We start from the raw sequence: 19,011 nt of genomic DNA, 5'->3' as shown, positions 1-19,011 counted from the left end.
GCCGAGGCGATTCGACTAGTTTCCTAGGATGCCCTAGAGGCAGTGCGGCAAGCCGCACCTGAACCCCCTGAGGACGGCTTCGCCGACATTAAAGTGACATTTGCCGATGCTTGGGAGACTGGTTAGCCATAGCCGGACGGCTTGGGGGGCCCATGTTCGGACTACTCGTAGTGGATCACCGGCGGCGGCTGGGGCTCACACAGGAGGAGCTGGCCGGACGCGCCGGGATCAGCGTGCGTACGATCCGTGAACTCGAGGCCGGACGGGTCCAGGTGCCCCGGCCGGCGTCGGCGCGGTTGCTCGCGGATGCCTTCGGGTTGGAGGGCACGCAGCGGGACAGCTTCGTGCGGGCCGGTTTCCCGCCCGCTGAGCGCCCGGCGGTGCACTGCCTGCCCCGGCCGGCCCCGCATTTCCGCGGGCGGTCCGGGGAGCTGGCGCGGCTGCTGTCCACCGTCGACCGCCGTCGGCGCGATCGGCCGCTGGTCGTCGCCGTCGACGGGATGGCCGGGGTGGGCAAGACCGCGCTGGTTCTGGAGGTGGCCCACCAGGTCGCGGACCGCTACCCGGGTGCGCAGCTGTTCGTGGACCTGCACGGGCACAGCACGCAGGCACCCGTCGAGACGTCGGTGGCGCTGGGGCTGCTGCTCGGGCAGCTCGGTGTGCCGGCCGGCGAGTTGCCCGACGACGTGGACGGTCGGGTCGCCCGGTGGCGTACCGAGCTGGCCGGCGCGCGGATCGTGGTCGTGCTGGACAACGTCGCGGGCAGCGCGCAGGTGCGGCCGCTGCTGCCGGGGCTGTCATCGGCGCTCGTGCTGGTGACCAGTCGGCGTCGTCTGGTGGGGCTGGACGCCGATGAGCATGTCACCCTCGATCCGCTCGATGAGTCCGAGGCGGTGTCGCTGCTCGCCGGGGTGATCGGTGCCAAGCGGATGGTGGGGCAGCACCGTTACGCCCACGAGGTCGCCGGGCTGTGCGGGAATCTGCCGCTGGCGCTGAGTCTGACCGCGGCCCGGCTGCGGTACCGGCCGGCGTGGACGGTGGCCGACCTGGCCGAGCGGCTGCGTAACGCGCAGCCGCCGGTGGTCGAGTTGGCCGCCGAGGGGATGACCGTGGCGGCCGCGTTGACGTTGTCGTACCGGCAGCTCACCGGGCCGGCTGCGGAGCTGCTGCGGCGGTTGGGGCTGCTCAGCGGTGAGGACTTCGACGAGTACGCGGCGGCGGCGCTGACCGGTGGCACCTCCGCCTCCGTCGGCCCAGCGGTGGAGGAACTGCTCGACGCGCATCTGCTGCACGAACGGGGTGAGCGGCGGTATCGGCTGCACGATCTGGTGCGTGACTACGCCGGTCGGTTGGCGGCCGAGGTGGATGAGGAGCCGGTGCGGCGGGCGGCCGCGCGGCGTCTGCTGGAGTACTACCTGCATTCGATGGTCACCGATCTGCCGGACGGCACGGTGATCGACGGGTTGCACACGCCGGGGTGGGGGCCGGTGTCTTTCCATCGTCGTGTCTTCGTCTCCGAGGTGGAGCGGACCCGGTGGGAGGAGGCGGAGTGGCGCAATGTGCTGGCGGCGATCGGGTCGGCGGAGCGGTTCGGGATGGATCGGTTGGTGTGTCTGCTGGCTCGTGCGGTCTGGGGGTTCCACTGGCGGCGCGGTAACGCCGGGATTCTGATCACCGTGCAGCAGGCGGCGTTGGCCGCGGCGCGGCGTCTGGGTGACGCGGACCTGACCGCGATGGCGCACAACTATCTGGCCGGTGCCTATGCCCGGTCAGGTCGGATGGCGCAGACCCGAGAGCATGTCGGTCATGCTCTGGAGTTGTGGCGGGCGACCGGTGCTACGACGGCGGAGTTGCTCACCCGGGTGAATCTGATGACGCTGGACATGCAGAGTGGCCGGTTCGACGAGGTGGTCGCGCACGGGGACTGGGTGCTGGCGCAGCCCGCTGACCCGGGGGAGGGCGAGGCGGTGCGGCGGCGTCTGGCGATCAATCGGGCCAATGCTCTGCGGCTGCTCGGTGAGTGCCATACGGCGCTCGGTCGGTACGGTGCCGCGCTGGATCATCTGCGGCGGGCGGCGTGTCATCGGGCGGATCTGGGTGGTGAGGGCTATCGGTGGGCTTTCATCCTGTTCGAGCTGGGTCGGGCGCATTCGCGGTTGGGTCACTGGGTGGTGGCGCCGTTGCTGTTGCGGCGGGCGCTCGCCCATTTCGAGGCGGCCGGTAATGAGACCGGTGCGGCGGAGGTGTTGGCGGAGATCGGCATCGTTCATCTGCATGTCGGTGATGTGGGTGAGGCTCGGCGTCTGCATGAGGCCGCGGTGCGGCGTACGGAGCGGTCGGGTAGTCCGCAGGGGCGGTGTCTGGCTCTCAACCGGCTCGGCGGTACGGCGCTGCGGGCCGGGGATGTGGAGGCCGCGGTGGGGTTGCATCGGCAGGCTTTGGAGCTGGCTCAGCGTATCGATGCGCGGTATGAGGAGGCGGTCGCGCACGCCGGTTTGGCCGCCGCGCTCGTCGGTGGTGATCCGGTGCGGGCGGCTCGGCATGGGGATGCCGCCGGGAAGCTGTTCGCGGTGATGCGGGCGGTCGATCCGTTTCACGTCGACAACTGCCGGTGAACTGCCGGTCGGCGGCCTGTTTCGGTATGCCCTCGTGGCCAGAGGATGGAGCGGTCAGATCGCCGTTGGGCTTCGAGGAGGGGGAATTCGGTGAGCAGGATCTTGCGGGGGATGGTCGCGGTGGCCGCGCTGGCCGGCGTCATGATGGTGGGGCAGCCGGCCAGTGCCGCGGCTCAGCGGTCGTGCACGGTGTCGGCGAGCAACAAGTGGGGGTGTAACACGGCGCCGATGTGGCTGGCCGCGGGGGCCAATCCGCATGCGGCCACGTTGAACATCTATTCGCCGGCGACTCCGAACCCGCCGGGGGAGGAGGCGGATCCCCCGAGTTCGTTCATCGTCATCCGCAATGTCGGTACCGGTGCTGAGGTTCTCCGCGACAACCAGTTCCGCAGCGCGGAGCACAACATCTGGATGATCATCTCGCAGTCCGGCAACTATCGGGCCGAGCTGCACTGTCCGTGGGGGTGTGCGGGCGCCACGCTGTACTTCGACAGCTGATCTTGATCGGGACGGGGAGTGCCCGGCCAGCCCTCTCGGGTGCGGCCGGGCTCCTGGTCAGGTCAGTGCGAGGGTCAGGCAGCGTTGCTGGTGGGGCGGGAGCGGGGGTACGGCGTCGGCCGTGAACCAGGCCACGTCGGTCGACTCGTCGTCGTTGACGTGTGCGGTGCCGCCGGTGGCCCGGCAGAGCAGGCCGATCGCGAGCCAGTAGATCTGGTCGCCGTTGGGGGCGACGGACAGGTCCAGGGCTTCGGCGGAGAGCAGCCGTTCGACGGTGACGTCGACGCCGGTCTCCTCCTGGACCTCGCGGATCGCGCCGGCGGCCGGCTGCTCGCCCGGTTCGAGGCAGCCGGTGGTCAGGGCCCAGTCGTCGGTGTCGGAGCGGCGTACCAGCAGGACCCGGTCGTGGTCGTCGAGGACGACGGCGATGACACCGGGCAGGGGCAGCGGGTCGTGTCCGATCTTGGCGCGGAGGGCGACGACGTATTCCGGGATGGCCATGGGCGGCACCCTACGGAACGGTTTGGACCGCGGGTTCCAGCAGGGTCAGCGTTCTGCTGGTGGCGTCGAGGGCGGCTCGGATGCCGAGGGGCATGGGGAGGTTGGGGCCGGCGTGGCCGATGTCGACGTTGGCGAGGACCGGGATGTCGCGGTCGCCGAGGACGTCGAAGACGAGTTCGGGCAGGGTGGGTGAGGTGCCGGGTTCGAGGCCGGCGATGTCTCGGGGGACGCCGATGATCATGCCGGAGATCCGGTCGAGGATGCCGGCGTGGCGTAGTACCTGCAGGTAGCTCCACACGTGGGAGGTGTGGCCGCCGATCTCCTCCCAGAACAGGATGGCGTCGTTGAAGCGGTCCAGGGGCAGGGCGAAGCTCGTCGCCTGGACGAGGGCGATCCGGTTGACGACGGCGCCGATGAGGGGGCCTTCGGCGGTTCCCGGGCGCCAGCATTCCCAGGTCGAGAACGCCGGTAGCGGGCCGAAGGGTTCGGTCGAGGTCAGCAGGTGCCGGTAGAGGGTTTCGAGGCGGGCCTGGTCGGCGGCGGGGGCGTTCTGCCAGTGGTGGCCGAAGCCGGGGACGGCCATGTCGGCGTGGAAGCCGACCAGTCCGGTGCGGGCGTGTAGGGCCAGGTGCAGTAGGGAGAGGTCGCTGTAGCCGAGGATGGGTTTGGGGTCGGCTCGGACGGCGTCTAGGTCGATCAGGTCGAGGTAGCCGAAGACGGTCTGGCCGCCGTCGACGGCGATGATGGCGCGTACGTCGGGGTCGCGGAGCAGGGTGTTGAGCTGGTCGGCGATCTCGGTGGGGGCGGCGGCGCTCCACCAGCGGTTGCGGTCGACCTGGACGAGGGGGGATCGGTGGACGCGGAAGCCCATGCGTTCGAGCACGGTGTGTGTGGTGTCGACGTTGGGTGCGTACTGCTCGGGCAGGGGACCGGACAGGGCTGCGAGGGCCACGAGGTCGCCTGGTTTCAGCGCGTGGGGTCGCAGTAGGTGTGGGGTCGTCGGGGAAACGGTCACCGGGGCAGTATCCGGACGTGTGGTCGGGTGCGCGACTGAATATCGACCGACGGCTTCAGCCCGGCGGTGCCGCTCGGTCGGGTCCCCGGGTCTGCGTCGCGTCGAACGGACGGGACTCTGCTGGAACGTACATCCTAGGATGGTTTAGAGGTTGTGCGGCAAGCCGCACCCTGAAAAGACCCAAAGGACGGCTTCGCCGACCGGACATGGATTGGGTTAGGGTGTCGTTCGTGACTGCCGGGTCGGCCTTGGGCCATTACCGAGTGGGGCACCCGGCTGACGCGTGATCGCCGGGCGGCCGCCACGGTCGCCCGTCGCCCGCGCTCGATCGCCGCCTGATCGTTCGTTCTTCTCCGCATGCCGTCGGTTTCGCGACGGTGGATTTCTGCTGCCCGCGCCAGGTTCGCGGGATTTCCGGGTGGACTACCGAAAGCTGAGAATGTCGAACGATTTCAATTCTTCTGTCATCGCCGAGTTCCGAGCCAATCAGGGCCGGGTCGGTGGGATGTTCGAGGGTGGGCGGCTGTTGCTGCTGACCACGACCGGAGCGCGCAGTGGGCGGCCGCATACCGTTCCGCTGGGTTATCTGCCTGATCAGGAACGGGTTCTGGTGATCGGGTCGAATGGTGGGGCGCGGCGGCATCCGGCGTGGTTTCACAATGTGCTGGCGAATCCGCTGGTGCAGGTCGAGGACGGGCCGTTCGTGTACGAGGCGGCGGCGAGCGTGTTGTCGGGGCGGGAGCGGGACGACGCTTTCGGTCGGGCTGTCGAGCAGGATGCCGGGTGGGCCGATTATGAGCGGCAGTCCGGGCGGGAATTGCCGGTGGTGGCGTTGGCGGCGGTCGCGGCTGCGGGGCCGCCGCGTGCGGCGGGTGGTGCGCCGTCGTCGCCGGCGGAGGTTCTGCGGTTGGTGCATGGTGCGTTTCGGCGGGAGTTGGAGTTGATCCGGGCCGAGGTGCAGCGGTCGGGTGCGGTGTTGGGTGCGCAGTTGCGGGTCAATTGTTTGACGTTGTGCGCGAATCTGCACGGTCATCATGTGAAGGAGGATCAGGGGCTGTTTCCGATGCTGGAGTATGCGCATCCGGAGGCGGGGCCGGCGGTGCAGCGATTGCGCGCCGAGCACGGTGTGGTGGCCGAGTTGTTGGGGCGGTTGCGGTCGGCGTTAGCGGATCCGGGGCTTGCGCGGGAGGAGCTGTCGGGTCTGGTGGAGGTGTTGACGGGTGAGTTGGTCGCGCATCTCGATCATGAGGAGCGGGTGTTGGAGGCAGCCCTGAGTTGATCTTGAGGTGCGGTTGATCATTGTGTGGGCCTGCGGGAACGTTCAGGATGCCGGGCGTGACATTCGTGCGTTGGGTGGTCGGGGGCTGGTTCTCGCGGGCCTACCTGGTCGTGGTGGTGGCGGCCACGGTGTGGGCGTTCGTGTCGGTGGCGCGGTGGGGTCAGCCGGATGCGGATCTCGAGGTGATCTGGCCGATGCTGCTGACCGGTCCGGTGTCGTGGCTGCTGTTCGCGGTGATGCCCGGGGCGTGGGCCGACAGTGACGTGGTGTTCGTGGCGTGCCTGTCGGTGGGGGCGCTGGCCAACGCGGTGGTGATCGACGCGGTGGTGCGGCAGATCCGTCGGGCGCGGGCGTCGTATGACGTGCCGCTGGTCGACGATCACGCCGCCGAAACCCGGTAGGGGCGCCCGTAGTTTCAGACCAGAAACAACGGTGAGAACTGAGGGACGCCGTGAAGCGCGCGTTTCACCCTCGGCGAGCTGCACACCGTCTTCTCCTACTGCGACGAGCAGGTGAACCGCATTGGCAGCTTCGTCCGCCGTCCGCCGTCCGCCGACTGCCGGCGCCACCTGGTCCACCCATGCCTCTGGCGACCGAGACGTGGTCGCTCGCGCGAAGGCGGAATGCTAGGCCGACTGCGAGGGATAGCCGATGTAGGACAGGTCGGCGAGGAGGGCGGCTGTCGATCGGTCAGGGTTCAGGCGCCGCACCAAGCTCGCGGTCAACGGGGTCAGCGCGAAGACCTCACGGACGGCGTCAAGATCTACGGTCTTCCCGTAGTAGTCCTCGGCGAAGCGGTGGTAGGCCAGGCCGGTCGGATCGAGCAGCACGGAGAACAGCCGTTCGGCACCGTCAGGGTCGGGACGGTCGGGAAAATCGATGTCGCCGGCGTGCCACCGGTCGTCGCCGGTGTGCCGCCACAGACAGACCGTTGCTTCCAGCTTGCCTTCGTAGCCGAATGCCGGCTCGTTCACCGCGGCAGAGAACGCCTCCGGGATCGTGTCGACCAGTCCTGGCCACAACTCCTCGTCGTTCACGGCCGGGTTCATCGAAGATTCATGATCGAAGCCCCGGAGAAAGGCGCCCGCGGGCGAGAATACGATCGACCAGGCGTCACCGGAACCGTTGTCCATCGACGCCAGCTCCTCGTCCTCCGACCAGGCCGACGTGAACGAGTAGTACCGAGACTCCTCCGCCGGGCTCAGGATCGCCTCCAGCACCGCCAACGCGCGACAGCGCTCCCGCAGAGTCGTGATGTCCGGCAGGCTTCGAGCAACATCATGAGCCGTCACAGCCATATTCAACCCGACGCGCTCGGCCGACCGGCTTGCGGTCTCATCAGTGTTCATAGGACGGCCCCGGTAGGAGGCGGCGCCACTCGCACGTCGGTGCGGGGCCGGTGTCCCCGGATGGTCCCGAGTGGCGCCGGGTCGGGGTCAGGGGCGGACGTAGATGGTGTTGCGGTGGGCCGGGCGGAAGCCGTTGGCCTGGTAGAAGGCGGCGGCGGGGGTGTCGCGGCCGGTCAGCAGGTACCAGTGGGTGACGTCGGGGATCCGGGTGGCGAGGTCGTCGAGGAGGCGGGTGCCGATGCCTTGGCGCTGGTGGTCGGGGTGGACGCACATCTCCTGGAGCAGGAAGTGGTCGGTGGTGCCGTGGCGTTCGAGGTGGCCGATGGCGAAGCCGGTGAGGGTGCCGTCGGGTCCGGTGGTGTGGGTGTGGTGGGCGCGTGGGGTGGTGAGCATGTCGTGGAGGCGTTGGCGGGCGTCGTGGGGGTGCCAGGTCTCGTTCCAGGGTGGGCGGGTGAAGGTGTGGACGTAGAGGTGGGTGTAGGCGTCGAGCATCGTCAGAGGGTAAGGGTGAGGTGGACGCTGTTGGGGTCGGTTTTGTAGTCGGCGAAGGGTGGGCAGGGCTGGAAGCCGAAGCGGTGGTAGAGGGTGCGGGCGGGGTGGAAGAAGTCGCCGGCGCCGGTTTCCAGGTAGAGGTGTCGGTAGTGGCGGTGGCGGGCTTCGGTGATGAGGTGGGTGAGTAGGGCGGCGGCTACGCCGCGGCGGCGGGCGGTGGTGGCGGTGCGCATGGATTTGATTTCGGCGCTGGTGGGGTCGAGGTGTTTGAGGGCGGCGCAGCCGAGGAGGTGGTCGCCGTCGTGGGCGGTCCAGAGGGTGATGTCGGGGGCGCGGAGGCTGTCGAGGTCGAGGGCGTGTTTGCTGTCCGGTGGGGTGATGGCGCGCATCTGGTCGACGTGTTGTTGGAGGAGGTCGGCGATGGCGGGTCCGGTGAGGTCGTCGATGCTGATGCGGTAGGTCACGGGGCCGGATTGTACGGTCGTGGTGTGTCGGGTCGGGTCATCGTGCTCAATGGGGCGTCGAGTTCGGGTAAGAGCAGTGTGGGGCGGGCGTTGTTGCCGTTGCTGGCTGATCCGTGGTTCTTGTTTCCGGTTGATGAGCTGGGCGCGATGCGGTCGACGGTGCATACGCGGGTGCTTGATGAGGGTGAGATCGCGGCGATGCTGTCGCGGACGCGGCGGGGGTATCACCGGGCGGTGGCGGGGCTGGTGTCGGCCGGCAACGACGTGATCATGGATTATCCGTTGAGTGAGGCGTGGCGTCTGGCCGATCTGCTCGACGTGTTGGCCGGTGTCGATGTGACTCTGGTCGAGGTGCGGTGTTCGCCGGCGGAGTTGGCACGTCGCGAGCTTGCCCGCGGTGACCGGCCGGTGGGGTTGGCGGTGTCGCAGACGCTGGTCTATCGGCATGGTGATCGGGACATCGTGGTGGACACCACCGCCGCGGGTCCCGGGGAGTGTGCGCGGGAGATCGTGGCGGGGCTGGCCGGGTTGAGCGGGCCGAAGGCGTTCGATCGGCTGCGTCAGAGGTGAAGGGTCCACCGGTGGTGGTGGGTGAGCCGGATGACCGCGAGCGGGGCGACTGCCAGGTTGGTGTAGGCCGGTGGCAGGTCGAGGGCTGCGGTGAGGATCAGGCGGATCACCAGGGGGTCGGCGATGGCCGTACGTCTGCTGGTGGTGTGTCGGTGTAGCCAGCCGGTGAGGCGGCTGGTCGCGGTGGTCAGGGATTCGCCGCCGTGGGGTGTGGCGGTGGGGTCGGTGAGGAACTGCTGGAGGCCGGCGGGGTCGATCTGGTCGAGGGGCAGGCCGGTCCAGGTGCCGAAGTCGGGTCCGGTCAGGTCGGGGTCTTCGCGGGTGGTGGGGGCGCCGAGCAGGGTGGCGGTCTGGTGGGCGGCGCGGGTGGGTGCGGTGAGCCAGGGCTGGTCGTCGGGGAACAGGCGCGGTAGCAGGGTCGCGCTGTCTTTGAGTGCCAGGGTGGCTGTGATGCCGGCTTCGTCGAGTGCGTCGTCGCCGCCGAACACGGCCCGGCGTAGTGCGCGGGTGTGTCCGGCGGCGATCAGCCGTAGTCCGTTCACGCGGCGGTGACGGTGGCTTTCGTGCGGGCGGTGAGCAGGCCGGCGAAGGTGAGGCCGAGGGCGGTCCAGAGGATGGTCTGGGTGCCCAGTGACGAGATCCGGAAGTCCCACAGCAGTGTGGCCGGGAAGTCGTCGGGGACCTCGTGGAAGGTCGGTAGGAGGGCGTAGGCGATGCCGACGACCACGACGAAGGCGGCGGTGCCGGCGGTGGCCTGGCGCCATTGGTCGGTCTGGGTGCGGGCGGCCAGTGCGGCGGCCCAGACGGCGACCAGGCCGAGGGCGAGGACGGCGAGGTAGGCGGCGGTGCGTTGGTTGATCGTGTCGGGGTTGCCGACGGCGGGTGGGTTGGGTGGGTATTTGAGGTAAGGCACCAGGACGATGCCGGTGAGGGCGGCGGCGGACAGCCCGAGCGCGGCTCGGGTGTCGCTGTCGGTGCGCAGGTGGCGGCGCAGGACGGTGTAGGCGGTGGCGAGGATGCCGCCGAGTGCTACGCCGTAGAGGCCGGTGGCGAGGAACAGGCCGGCGGTGCTTTGCACGTCGCGGTCGACGAGTGGGTCGTCGGCGTGTTCGCCGGGTGGTGCGGCGGCTTCTTCGATGGCGATGGCCGCGTTGATGTGCGGTTCGCCGACGAGGTAGGCGAAGCCGCCGGCGAGCAGGCCGGCGGCGAGGCCCGCGAGCAGGCCGCGGAGTAGGAGCTGGATGTAGCCGGGCCGGTGGTTCAGTGGCACGGGACACCGAGCAGGTGGCGGCCGTCGTGCATGAGCTCGTGCAGGTACATGCCGGACTGGGAGAGGGCGCCCTGGTCGAAGGCGACGAGGTAGGCCAGCAGGAGCATGAGGCCGGTGAAGCCGGCGGCGGTGGCGAGGAGCTTGCCGGAGACCGCGGGCGTGGTGAGGGCTTGTGCCTTGGGCATGGTGGAGTGAACCTCCTACGGGATGACGCGTCCCGATCGATGGGGCCTGCGGCACGTGAGCGTCCTGACTCACCGGCCCCCTGGCTGGGGGCCCGTTCACAGTGGCGCGACCGCACCGGACTCTCACCGGTTTCCCTCACACACCGCAGATTGGCTGGTCTCAACCTAACGGCCGGGGTGCCGATGGCACAACCGGGCACCGGTAGCATCCACGCCGGTCACTGTGGTGCGGGGGTGTGTGGCGTGCGGGTGTTCGCGGCGGTGGTGGCGGGTCTGTTGGGTGCCGTGGTGGTGCCGGTGTCGCCGGGGTGGGCGGCGCAGTGCCTGGGTGCGGGTGTTGCGGTGTCGGGTGTGCCGGCGGAGTTGCGGGCGTATTCGCCGGAGCGGTTGGCGGGTTTGGCGACCGGGGCCGGGGTGCGGGTGGCGGTGGTCGACTCCGGTGTCGATGTGCGTAATCCGCAGCTCAAGGGGCAGGTGGTGGCCGGTCGGGACCTGTTGCACGGTGCGGTCGACGGGCGGCGTGATTGTGTCGGGCATGGGACGGCGGTGGCGGGGATCATCGCGGGTCTGCCGGACGGTGACAGTGGGGTGCGGGGGTTGGCGCCGGGGGCGACGGTGATTCCGGTGCGGGTGACCGAGGACACCGACACCAAGGGGCAGCAGCAGATTCCGCGGTCGCGGTCGAGTGCTGACGCGTTCGCGGAGGCGATCCGGTGGGCGGCGGGTCCGGCGAACGCCGACGTGATCAACATCTCGCTGGTGATGGCCGACCCCGATCCGGCGGTGCGCGACGCGGTGGCTGAGGCGGTCCGGGCCGGGGTGGTCGTGGTGGCGGCGGCGGGTAACGGTGGTGCGGATGCCGGGGTGGTGTATCCGGCGGCGTTTCCGGGGGTGATCGGGGTGGGTGCGGTGAAACCGGACGGGGTCCTCGCGGATTATTCGCAGCCGGGTCCGCATGTGGACATCGCGGCGTTCGGTGATCAGGTGACCGTGTTGTCGCCGGTGCGGGGTTACCGGTCGGTGCAGGGGACGAGTTTCGCGGCGCCGTTCGTGTCGGCGACGGCGGCGTTGTTGCGGGAGCGATTTCCGCGGGATTCGGCCGGCCAGATCGCCGACCGGTTGCTGCGGTCGGCGGATCCGGCGCCGGGTGGGGCGCGTAGTGCGCAGTACGGGGTGGGTCTGCTGGACCCGTATCGGGCGTTGACCGAGGAGTCCGGGCCGGTGGTGGCGGCGGTGCCGGAGACCTCGGCGGTGCCGGTGGCGGTGCCGGATCGGGGGCCGGCGTGGGAGCGGGCGGGGCTGTTCGCGGCCGGTGGTGCGGGGCTGGCGGTGGTGGCGGGTCTGGTGGCCGCGGTGGTGGCCGGGGGACGTCGGCGGGGTTGGCGGGCTGCCCAGGACACCCATCGTCATGATCAAATGCCGGGATGATGTGGGACACCGTCACCGAGGCCATGAGCGCGCTCTACCCCCAGGCGCAGCCGTGGCATGTGACATATCCGGCTGAGGGGTTCGCGTTACCGGCGGCGTCGGCCTATCCGGCTGACGGGCATTGGCATTTCGTGTCGTACGGGTTGGGTGAGCGGCACGGTTTCGAGGTGACGGTTCGGGTCGTGCGCGGGGCGGAGCAGTCGCCGCCGCAGTGGCCGTTCCTGCTGCTCGACCGGGTCGCCGGGTTGGCGGTGCTGGCCGGGGAGGCGGGGGAGCCGTTCGAGGAGGGTCAGTGGGCTGATCTGGGGGCGCCGATCACCGGGTATCCGCACACCGACGGGCCGCCGTCGGGGCTGACCGTGGTGATTCTGGCCGTCGACCCGCAACTCGGTGACCGGTTCCTGCAGCTGGTCGGGGTGACCGCGGCCGAGGCGCAGTCGGGTGAGGTCGACAGCGACGATCCGCTGCTGGTGACCGACCCGGCGCGGGCCTGACCCCGGTCGGGGGATCGTTGTGGCCGGGCGTGGCCGCCGGTCTCTAGGGTGGGCTGATGTCTACCGAGATCAGTGATCTGTTGCGGCGGGTGGTGCCGACGGTGTCCGGGCTGGTCGCCGGGGTTCGTGACGAGCAGCTCGGGTCGGTCACGCCGTGTGCGCGGTTCCAGGTCCGGGATCTGCTGAACCACCTTTTTCAGGTGGTCGGTAATTTTCGGCTGGTCGCCGCCCGCCGGGAGGTCGACTGGAGTGTCACCGCGGACGCTCTGGTCGGTGACTGGCGGCAGGCGTTCCCCGTGGACGCCGGCACGACGATCGTGGCGTGGTCGGATCCGGCGGTGCTGGACGGGGTGTCGCCGGGGATGGGGCTGCCGCAGCGCACGCTCGGGCTGATGCTGGTCGTCGACCTGGTGGTGCACGGCTGGGATCTGGCGTCGGCGACCGGGCAGCCGTATCAGGTCGACGAGGCGCTGCTGGCGGCGACGGCGGAGTTCCTGGAGACGATGGGGGACATGGGCCGCCAGATGGGTGCGTTCGGCCCGGCCGTGCAGGTGGGTCCGGAGGTGGGCCGGTTCGGGCGGCTGCTGGCGGCGACCGGTCGGGATCCGGGTTGGCAGGGCGCTTGATGACGATCCTGATCTTCGGGGGGACCGGCGGGTCGGGCCGGGAACCGGCTCGGCGGGCCGGGCCGCGGGCGGTATGACGAGTCGTGTCATCCGGTGTCGGCGACGATGTGCGGGGCGGCGAAGGCGTCCGCCGAGACGGTGGTGCGGGCGCGTTTCTGGGGTCGGTCAACGCCATCGGGCGGGGGTGACGCCGCATTCGGCGCGGAACCGTTTGATGAAGTACGAGACGTCGGGGAAGCCGCTGCGGTGGGCCACCGACGCGACCGGCAGGTCCGTCTCCGACAGCAGGCGGCGGGCCTCCTGCAGGCGGCGCTGCAGGATCCACTGCTGGACGGTACGGCCGGTCTTGCGACGTACCGTCGTGGTCAGATGGCCCGGGGTGAGCGCGACCGCGGCGGCGACCTCGGCCAGCGACAGCGTCTGGGTGAAGCGGTCTTCGATGACGTCGAAGACCGCCGCGAGCAGCGGATCGTCGACCGGTCGGGGTGACAGGCGGGCCGCGGCGACCAGCAGCAGTGTCAGATGGGCGAGCGCGGCCTGCGGATAGCCGTCGCGTCGGTGGGTCAGTTCGGTGTCGAGGGCCGCGAACCGGGCCTGCCAGTGGTCGCGGTCGCCGGGTGGGATGGGCAGCCGCTGGACCCGGTCGGTGCCGCGGGCGAACGGGAACAGCAGCGGATGCGAGCGCCAGGACATGCCCGCCGAGCGGACCGCCTCGGCCGGGAACCACACCACCCACCCTTCGACGGGGGTCGCCTCGAACGCCACCACCTGGCCTGGTGCCAGCACGAACAGGTCACCGTCGGACACCGTCCACGGCCGGTCGTCGATCATCGCGTGTGCGTCGGCGCGGTGGGCGTAGAACAGCACCAGGAAGTCGTGGGCGTGGGTGCCGGCGTGTATCGGATGGCCGGGGAACCGGGCGACGGCGATCGGGGGCCGGCCCGGCTGATGCGGAAAACCCACCAGCGGAACCGAAGAATGTCGTACGACGGCCGAGGATCCACCATTGGCGCTTGTGGGCACCCGGTCGATGCTAGAGGCATGACCAAACTTCGTCATACCCCGGAGGGGGACTATCTACCCGGGATGGGCCGACACTGGCTGATGCCGCTGTACGACCCGTTGAGTCGGCTGCTCGGGGCGCGGCGTCTGCACCGGCGGCTGCTGGACGCGGCCGACGTGCGGGCCGGGCAGCGGGTCCTGGAGATCGGCTGCGGTACCGGCAACCTGCTGACCGAGCTCGCACGGCGTACCCCCGGAATCGACGCCGTGGGTATCGATCCGGACCGTGCCGCCCTCGACCGCGGCCGCCGCAAAGCGGCGCGGCGGGCTCTGCCGATCCGCTACGAGTACGCGTTCGCCGGTGACCTGCCGCTACCCGACGCGAGTGTCGACGTGGTGCTGTCGTCGCTGATGCTGCACCACCTCGATGAACCCGGTCGGGACCGGGCGTTGCGGGAGGCGCGGCGGGTGCTGGCGCCGGGTGGGCGGCTGCACGTGCTCGACTTCGCCGGCCACGACCTGAACCCGGACGTGTTGACGGCGGCCGGGTTCCGTACCGCCGCCGAGACCGGGCGGGGCCGGCTGCACCGGATGACCTACCTGCTGCTGCACGCCGCAACCTAGGCGGCCGGTAGATCCAGATGTTCGCGCAACGTGGCACCGGTGTACTCGGTCCGGTACACGCCGCGTTCCTGCAACTCGGGCACCAGCCGGTCGACGATGTCCTCGACCGTGCCCGGCAGCAGCTGCGGCACGATGTTGAACCCGTCCACCGCCCGCGCCGTCACATACCGGGTCCATTCGTCGGCGATGTCACCGGGCGTACCGACGAACACGTTGTGCCGCGGCTGCACGTCGATCACCAGCTCCCGGATCGACAGGCCCCGCTGCCGCCACTGGGCGATCCGCTGGAGCTTGCCGGTCCGATGCTCGAGCGACAGGGTGCCCCGCGACGGATCCAGCTCGCCGTCGGCCGGTTCGATGTCGGGCAGCGGTCCGTCCGGGTCGTAGCCGGACAGATCCTTACCCCAGTACTGCTCCAGATCGGTGGTCACGATGTTCCAGCCGGCAGCGCCCCACAGGGTGTACGACGTCGACGCGGCGGTGACGTAGCGTCTGCGGGCATGGGTTTCGGGCAACTGCTGCGGCGCCTTCGGAGCGCGGCCGATCAGGGATTCGACTTCCGGGAGATCGAGGACGAGATCGAATACCTGGCCGAGTTCGAGGCGGAGACCAGCCGCGCGGAGGCGCTCGCGCTGACCGGGGACGCGTCGATGCGGATCTGGGCGCTCGGCCTGATCGGCGATGCCCGTGACCTGCCGATCCTGGTCGCCGCCCTCGACGACCCGGCACTGCGGTTCACGGCTCTGGAAGCCGTCGGCGGGCAACGTGACCGCGGGCCGATCGACGCGATCGCCCGCGGCTACCTGACCGACCCCGACCCGGCGGTGCGCTCCAAGGCCGCCGGGCTGGTCGCCTGGCTACGGCGGCCGGGCTACGTCGCGGCGTTGATGCCGTTGACCGGCGACCCCGACCAGGACGTCCGATCGGGCATCACCAACCGGCTGGCGATGCGCGGCGACGCCACCGCCGTACCGCTGCTGCGGGTGATGCTCGGCGACCCGGTGGAACGGATCCGCCGCAACGCGCAACGCGGCCTGGACCGGCTCACCCGCCTGCCCTGACCAGGGCGTCCAGATGTGCCGCCCGTCGGGTCAGCAGCCGCCGCAGGTGCGGCGCGAGCACCAGGCGGGCCACCACCGCACCCAGCGGCCCGAACGGCGCGGCGAAGCTCATCCGGTCGGTCATCCGGGTGCCGGCACCGTCGGCCTCGAACAGATGCTCGTGCCGCATCATCGCGAACGGTCCACGGACCTGCTCGTCGACGAACCGGCCCGAGGTTCGCGGCGACCCGACGGCGTCGGCGGGCTCATCCGGGCGCTGGTAGGCGGTGATCCGGCTGGTCATCCGCCAGCGGATGCCGAAGTGGCGGGCCTGGAACGTCACCTCGTCGCCCAGCGTCAGCTGCCGCCGGCCGTCCCGGGTCGCCGCGGTCTCGCCGGCGGCGTGTTGGGACGCGGCGTGCACGTCCACGTCCAGTTTCAGGTCGAACACCCGGGCCGGGGCCGCCGCGACGAAGGAGATCACCTGCACGGTCACCGGCACGCCAGGACCGCCGCGTGGTCGGTGATCCAGCGGGCGTCACGCCGGTACAGGGCGACGTGCGATGCCAGGTGCGGGCTGTGGGTCTCGGTCCAGACGGCCAGGTCGGACAGTCTGTCGACGGCGACGGCGACCACGTCGGCCGGGTCGGGAGCGTGCGTACCGTAGGCCGCGCACAGCAGCCGCAGCCGCCGGGAGCGTTGCGCGATGCCGTTGTCGAGGGCCTCGGTGTCGGCCGGGTCGGTCAACGGCACCAGCCGGTAGGCGAGATAGGCCAGGTCCCACACCCGCGGGCCGGGCGACGCGGTGTCCCAGTCGATCACCCCGGTCAGGGTGCGGCCGGTGAACACCATGTTGTACGGGGCGAAGTCGTTGTGGCACACCACGTCGGCGGGCTCGTGGGCGGGGATCCGCCACACCGCCCCGGTGCGGTCGAACGTGCTGGTCGCCGTGTGTAGCGCGGACATCAGCCGGGCCGCGTCGACCAGCACGTCGTCGGCCCACACCCAGTGCGGAAGGTCTCCGTTGAGGACGGTTCCCGGCAGGTAGGACACGGTGTCACGGCCCGCGTGGTCCGTACCGAACGGCTGCGGCACCCACGTCAGACCGTGGCCGCGCAGGTGGCCCAGCAATCGTTGCACCGTCGGCGTCCACGCGCCGCCGGCGCGGCGGACCGTGTCGCCGGACCGGACCGCGCCGCCGGTGTTGCCGCCGGAAAGGATCTCTTCGGACATCCGGCAAGTATCGCCGAACCGACAGTCGGCTGGCCGAACGGGTGAGCGTTCCGAGCCCGGAAGTGCCACCGGTGAATATTGATGGACAACTCGGTTAAGGGTTATGGTGGCCGCATTGAACATTGACGGGGGCGGCACGAGACAAATCACGGGGAATTTCCTGATCAAGCCTGCTCATAAGGTCCCGGCCGCGCGATCGGTGAAGGGACGACAATGCCATGCGAATAATACGTACGGTGATAGCGGCTTGCCTTTTGTCGGCGTCATTCCTGGTCGCCACGTCGGCGTCCGGGGCGCCCGCGATCCCCTCGGTGGCTCAGCCGCCGGCCGCGCCGCACGAGCACGCTCACGGGTACGGCGGTGCGCAGGACGACGCCGAGCATCGGGCGCAGGACCTGGTCGGGGTGCCGCTGCACGAGATCGAGAAGAAGACCGCCGAGAACGCCGCCCGCATCGAGCGTCAGACCGGCCGGCGACCGGGCCGCGCCGAGGTCAGGGCCTCGGTCGCGGACGCCGACCCGGGTGTGTCCGGGCAGTGGAGTTCGGTCGTCGACACCACGGTGGTGCCGGTGTTCACCGCGGTGCTGCCCAACGGCAAGGTGCTGATCTGGGATTCGGTCGGCGACAACGCGGCCGAGGACTACCCGACCCACGACTTCACCCGGGCGATGGTGTGGAACCCGGCCGACGACACCGAGAAGCGTGTCGACCTGCAGGGCACGAACCTGTTCTGTGCCGGGTTCTCGCATCTGGCCGACGGCAACATTCTGGTGGCCGGTGGAAACGCCAACGCACAACTGGCCGGGACCCTGCGTACCTACGTGTTCAACTGGCGGACCGAAACCTGGACCCGCGGGACGGACATGGCGGCGGCCCGCTGGTATCCGTCGGTGACGAGAATGGCGAACGGTGAAGAAGTGATCATCGGAGGCGGACCGGCCACCGCCGAGGTCTATCAGACGAACGGCGCGATTCGCCAATTGCCGAACTTCACGAAATACAACGCGAGACTCTATCCGTTCATGATTTCCCGCCCCGACACACAATTGGGTCTTTTCGGTCCCTACAATACGGGCTGGACGGTCACCACCGCCGGGAACGCGGCGATCACCGGCACCGCCAATCGTGACGGCATCACCCGCGACTACGGCAGTTTCGCCACCTACGACATCGGCAAGACGCTGGTGGTCGGCGGGGGCAGCATCACCGAGGACGGTGTCGCGAAACGACCCACCCGGACCGCGGTGATCCTGGACGCCAACAAGGGTCTGGTCCCGACGGTCACCACCACCGGAGCCATGTCGACCGGCCGGCGCCAGCACAACGCGACGGTCCTGGCCGACGGGTCGGTGCTGGTCACCGGCGGTTTGACCAGCGCCGCGGTCAACGGGGGCGTCGACCTGGACGCGGCCGTCACCACCGCCGAACTGTGGAACCCGGTGACCGGACAGTGGACGGTGCTGTCGGCCGCCGAACGCATCCGGCAGTACCACTCGACGGCCGCGCTGTTGCCCGACGGTCGGGTGATGACCGGTGGCGGCGGGATCTGCGGCGGCTGCATGACCGCCGGATACCTGGAGAAGAACGTCGAGTACTTCAGCCCGCCGTACCTGTTCAAGAAGGACGGCAGCGGCGATCCGGCGGCCCGACCGGTCATCACCGGCGGCCCGGCCACCGTCGGCATCGGCGCCGCGTTCACCCTGACCAGCCCGCAGGCCGCGGACATCCGCAAGGTCGGGCTGGTCGCGCCGGCCGACGTCACCCACAGCGTCGACCAGGGCCAGCGGTACATCCCACTCAAATACAGCGTCTCCGGGACCACGCTGACGGTCACCGGCCCGCCGACCGGCGGGGTCGCGCCGCCCGGCTGGTACATGCTGTTCGTCACCGACGCCGCCGGGGTCCCGTCGGTGGCCCGGATGGTGCAGGTCGCGAAGGCGCCGACGCCGCTGATGAGTCCGTTGAAGAACAGCACCGGCAAATGCGTCGACATCCCCCAGTCGGCGTTGACCGCCCGGACCTACCTGCAGACCTACACCTGCAACAACACCAAGGCGCAGTCGTTGACCCGGTTCACCGACAACACGCTGCGGGTGTTCGGGATGTGCGCCGACGTGCCGAGCAGCAACTTCGTCAACGGGCAGCGGATCTGGCAGTTCGGCTGCAACGGCACCGGGGCGCAACGCTGGCAGTTCGGTGCCGACGGCACGGTCCGGCCGGTCAGTAAGACGACGCTGTGCCTGGCCGCGGCGGCCAACACCAACGCCGCCCAGGTCAAGATCGTCACGTGTACCGGGGCGGCGTTGCAGAAGTGGACCTGGTGACG

General features: G+C 69.9%; 23 protein-coding genes and 1 riboswitch. Of the genes, 11 read left to right on the top strand and 12 right to left on the bottom strand.

All coding sequences use genetic code 11. The features are described 5' to 3' along the window. Positions 1-152 precede the first annotated feature (152 nt). Together Q0Z83_RS15965 and Q0Z83_RS15960 are read left to right on the top strand one after the other, a co-directional pair. Positions 153-2,615: an ATP-binding protein gene (locus Q0Z83_RS15965; protein ID WP_317794711.1), complete on the top strand. Its 2,463-nt coding sequence runs from the start codon at positions 153-155 to the stop codon at positions 2,613-2,615. 90 nt (positions 2,616-2,705) lie between these two features. Beyond that, positions 2,706-3,113, top strand: a complete 408-nt coding sequence (locus Q0Z83_RS15960; RefSeq protein WP_317794710.1) for a hypothetical protein — start codon at positions 2,706-2,708, stop codon at positions 3,111-3,113. Positions 3,114-3,170: 57 nt separating this feature from the next. On the opposite strand, the gene Q0Z83_RS15955 is transcribed toward Q0Z83_RS15960, so the two are convergent. Then, positions 3,171-3,614 (bottom strand): NUDIX hydrolase, encoded by a 444-nt coding sequence (locus tag Q0Z83_RS15955; RefSeq protein ID WP_317794709.1) that lies wholly within the window; start codon positions 3,612-3,614, stop codon positions 3,171-3,173. Positions 3,615-3,624: 10 nt separating this feature from the next. Next, positions 3,625-4,629, bottom strand: coding sequence for a S66 peptidase family protein (locus Q0Z83_RS15950; protein ID WP_317794708.1), 1,005 nt, complete (start codon positions 4,627-4,629; stop codon positions 3,625-3,627). A 418-nt stretch (positions 4,630-5,047) separates the two neighbouring features. Here Q0Z83_RS15950 and Q0Z83_RS15945 point away from each other — a divergent pair, with 418 nt between their 5' ends. After that, positions 5,048-5,908 (top strand): nitroreductase/quinone reductase family protein, encoded by an 861-nt coding sequence (locus tag Q0Z83_RS15945; protein ID WP_317794707.1) that lies wholly within the window; start codon positions 5,048-5,050, stop codon positions 5,906-5,908. Positions 5,909-5,964: 56 nt separating this feature from the next. Further along, positions 5,965-6,309, top strand: coding sequence for an SCO4225 family membrane protein (locus Q0Z83_RS15940; protein ID WP_317794706.1), 345 nt, complete (start codon positions 5,965-5,967; stop codon positions 6,307-6,309). Positions 6,310-6,534: 225 nt separating this feature from the next. Here the strand turns inward: Q0Z83_RS15940 and Q0Z83_RS15935 are convergent, their stop codons facing one another. The 3 genes from Q0Z83_RS15935 to Q0Z83_RS15925 all read right to left on the bottom strand — a co-directional run bounded on the left by Q0Z83_RS15935 (position 6,535) and on the right by Q0Z83_RS15925 (position 8,213). Beyond that, positions 6,535-7,206 carry a hypothetical protein gene (locus tag Q0Z83_RS15935; protein WP_317794705.1) on the bottom strand — a complete coding sequence of 224 codons (672 nt, stop codon included), beginning with the start codon at positions 7,204-7,206 and terminating at the stop codon, positions 6,535-6,537. A 138-nt stretch (positions 7,207-7,344) separates the two neighbouring features. Next, positions 7,345-7,749: a GNAT family N-acetyltransferase gene (locus Q0Z83_RS15930; protein WP_317794704.1), complete on the bottom strand. Its 405-nt coding sequence runs from the start codon at positions 7,747-7,749 to the stop codon at positions 7,345-7,347. Positions 7,750-7,751: 2 nt separating this feature from the next. After that, entirely contained in the window at positions 7,752-8,213 is a 462-nt protein-coding gene (locus tag Q0Z83_RS15925) for a GNAT family N-acetyltransferase (RefSeq protein ID WP_317794703.1), read from the bottom strand. Positions 8,214-8,237: 24 nt separating this feature from the next. On the opposite strand from Q0Z83_RS15925, the gene Q0Z83_RS15920 reads away from it, so the two are divergent. Beyond that, entirely contained in the window at positions 8,238-8,783 is a 546-nt protein-coding gene (locus Q0Z83_RS15920; protein WP_317794702.1) for a chloramphenicol phosphotransferase CPT family protein, read from the top strand. On the opposite strand, the gene Q0Z83_RS15915 is transcribed toward Q0Z83_RS15920, so the two are convergent. The 3 genes from Q0Z83_RS15915 to Q0Z83_RS15905 are packed head-to-tail and all read right to left on the bottom strand — an operon-like array spanning position 8,774 to position 10,238. Further along, positions 8,774-9,325: a histidine phosphatase family protein gene (locus Q0Z83_RS15915; RefSeq protein WP_317794701.1), complete on the bottom strand. Its 552-nt coding sequence runs from the start codon at positions 9,323-9,325 to the stop codon at positions 8,774-8,776. The genes Q0Z83_RS15920 and Q0Z83_RS15915 overlap by 10 nt on opposite strands. Further along, positions 9,322-10,053, bottom strand: a complete 732-nt coding sequence (locus tag Q0Z83_RS15910) for a CbtA family protein (protein ID WP_317794700.1) — start codon at positions 10,051-10,053, stop codon at positions 9,322-9,324. Before Q0Z83_RS15910 ends, Q0Z83_RS15915 begins: the two co-directional genes overlap by 4 nt. Then, complete coding sequence (locus Q0Z83_RS15905; protein WP_093617645.1) at positions 10,044-10,238, bottom strand: CbtB domain-containing protein; 195 nt, start codon at positions 10,236-10,238, stop codon at positions 10,044-10,046. The genes Q0Z83_RS15910 and Q0Z83_RS15905 overlap by 10 nt, the downstream gene beginning before the upstream one ends. A gap of 8 nt (positions 10,239-10,246) precedes the next feature. After that, a riboswitch (adenosylcobalamin (AdoCbl) riboswitch) is annotated at positions 10,247-10,400 on the bottom strand. Between the two features lie 81 nt (positions 10,401-10,481). Between Q0Z83_RS15905 and mycP the strand changes: the two genes are divergently transcribed. From mycP to Q0Z83_RS15890, 3 genes are read left to right on the top strand one after another with little or no spacing between them, the layout of a single operon-like run. Then, positions 10,482-11,666 (top strand): type VII secretion-associated serine protease mycosin, encoded by a 1,185-nt coding sequence (gene mycP, locus Q0Z83_RS15900; RefSeq protein WP_317794699.1) that lies wholly within the window; start codon positions 10,482-10,484, stop codon positions 11,664-11,666. Next, entirely contained in the window at positions 11,663-12,160 is a 498-nt protein-coding gene (locus Q0Z83_RS15895; RefSeq protein WP_317794698.1) for a suppressor of fused domain protein, read from the top strand. The genes mycP and Q0Z83_RS15895 overlap by 4 nt, the downstream gene beginning before the upstream one ends. 56 nt (positions 12,161-12,216) lie before the next feature. After that, positions 12,217-12,786, top strand: a complete 570-nt coding sequence (locus Q0Z83_RS15890; RefSeq protein WP_317794697.1) for a TIGR03086 family metal-binding protein — start codon at positions 12,217-12,219, stop codon at positions 12,784-12,786. A gap of 165 nt (positions 12,787-12,951) precedes the next feature. On the opposite strand, the gene Q0Z83_RS15885 is transcribed toward Q0Z83_RS15890, so the two are convergent. Beyond that, the gene (locus Q0Z83_RS15885; RefSeq protein ID WP_378079210.1) at positions 12,952-13,749 is read right to left on the bottom strand and encodes an AraC family transcriptional regulator; all 798 of its coding nucleotides are present in this window, start codon (positions 13,747-13,749) and stop codon (positions 12,952-12,954) included. 78 nt (positions 13,750-13,827) lie between these two features. Between Q0Z83_RS15885 and Q0Z83_RS15880 the strand changes: the two genes are divergently transcribed. Next, entirely contained in the window at positions 13,828-14,412 is a 585-nt protein-coding gene (locus Q0Z83_RS15880) for a class I SAM-dependent methyltransferase (protein WP_317794695.1), read from the top strand. On the opposite strand, the gene Q0Z83_RS15875 is transcribed toward Q0Z83_RS15880, so the two are convergent. Continuing rightward, positions 14,409-14,927 (bottom strand): LLM class oxidoreductase, encoded by a 519-nt coding sequence (locus tag Q0Z83_RS15875; RefSeq protein WP_317794694.1) that lies wholly within the window; start codon positions 14,925-14,927, stop codon positions 14,409-14,411. The genes Q0Z83_RS15880 and Q0Z83_RS15875 overlap by 4 nt on opposite strands. On the opposite strand from Q0Z83_RS15875, the gene Q0Z83_RS15870 reads away from it, so the two are divergent. Next, complete coding sequence (locus Q0Z83_RS15870) at positions 14,913-15,473, top strand: HEAT repeat domain-containing protein (RefSeq protein WP_317794693.1); 561 nt, start codon at positions 14,913-14,915, stop codon at positions 15,471-15,473. The two genes, Q0Z83_RS15875 and Q0Z83_RS15870, sit on opposite strands and share 15 nt — an antisense overlap. Here Q0Z83_RS15870 and Q0Z83_RS15865 read toward each other — a convergent pair. Both Q0Z83_RS15865 and Q0Z83_RS15860 read right to left on the bottom strand, forming a co-directional pair. Next, positions 15,457-15,954 carry an SRPBCC family protein gene (locus Q0Z83_RS15865; RefSeq protein WP_317794692.1) on the bottom strand — a complete coding sequence of 166 codons (498 nt, stop codon included), beginning with the start codon at positions 15,952-15,954 and terminating at the stop codon, positions 15,457-15,459. The genes Q0Z83_RS15870 and Q0Z83_RS15865 overlap by 17 nt on opposite strands. Next, on the bottom strand, positions 15,945-16,685 hold the full coding sequence (locus tag Q0Z83_RS15860) for a phosphotransferase (RefSeq protein WP_317794691.1): 741 nt from the start codon (positions 16,683-16,685) through the stop codon (positions 15,945-15,947). Before Q0Z83_RS15860 ends, Q0Z83_RS15865 begins: the two co-directional genes overlap by 10 nt. A gap of 254 nt (positions 16,686-16,939) precedes the next feature. Here Q0Z83_RS15860 and Q0Z83_RS15855 point away from each other — a divergent pair, with 254 nt between their 5' ends. Next, the gene (locus tag Q0Z83_RS15855) at positions 16,940-19,009 is read left to right on the top strand and encodes a galactose oxidase-like domain-containing protein (protein ID WP_317794690.1); all 2,070 of its coding nucleotides are present in this window, start codon (positions 16,940-16,942) and stop codon (positions 19,007-19,009) included. The last annotated feature ends 2 nt before the right edge of the window (positions 19,010-19,011 follow it).

It is taken from the genome of Actinoplanes sichuanensis, from assembly GCF_033097365.1.
GTDB classification, from domain to species: Bacteria; Actinomycetota; Actinomycetes; order Mycobacteriales; family Micromonosporaceae; genus Actinoplanes; species Actinoplanes sichuanensis.
Note: the sequence above shows the minus strand (reverse complement) of the source record. Positions and strands in the feature narration are given on the sequence as shown.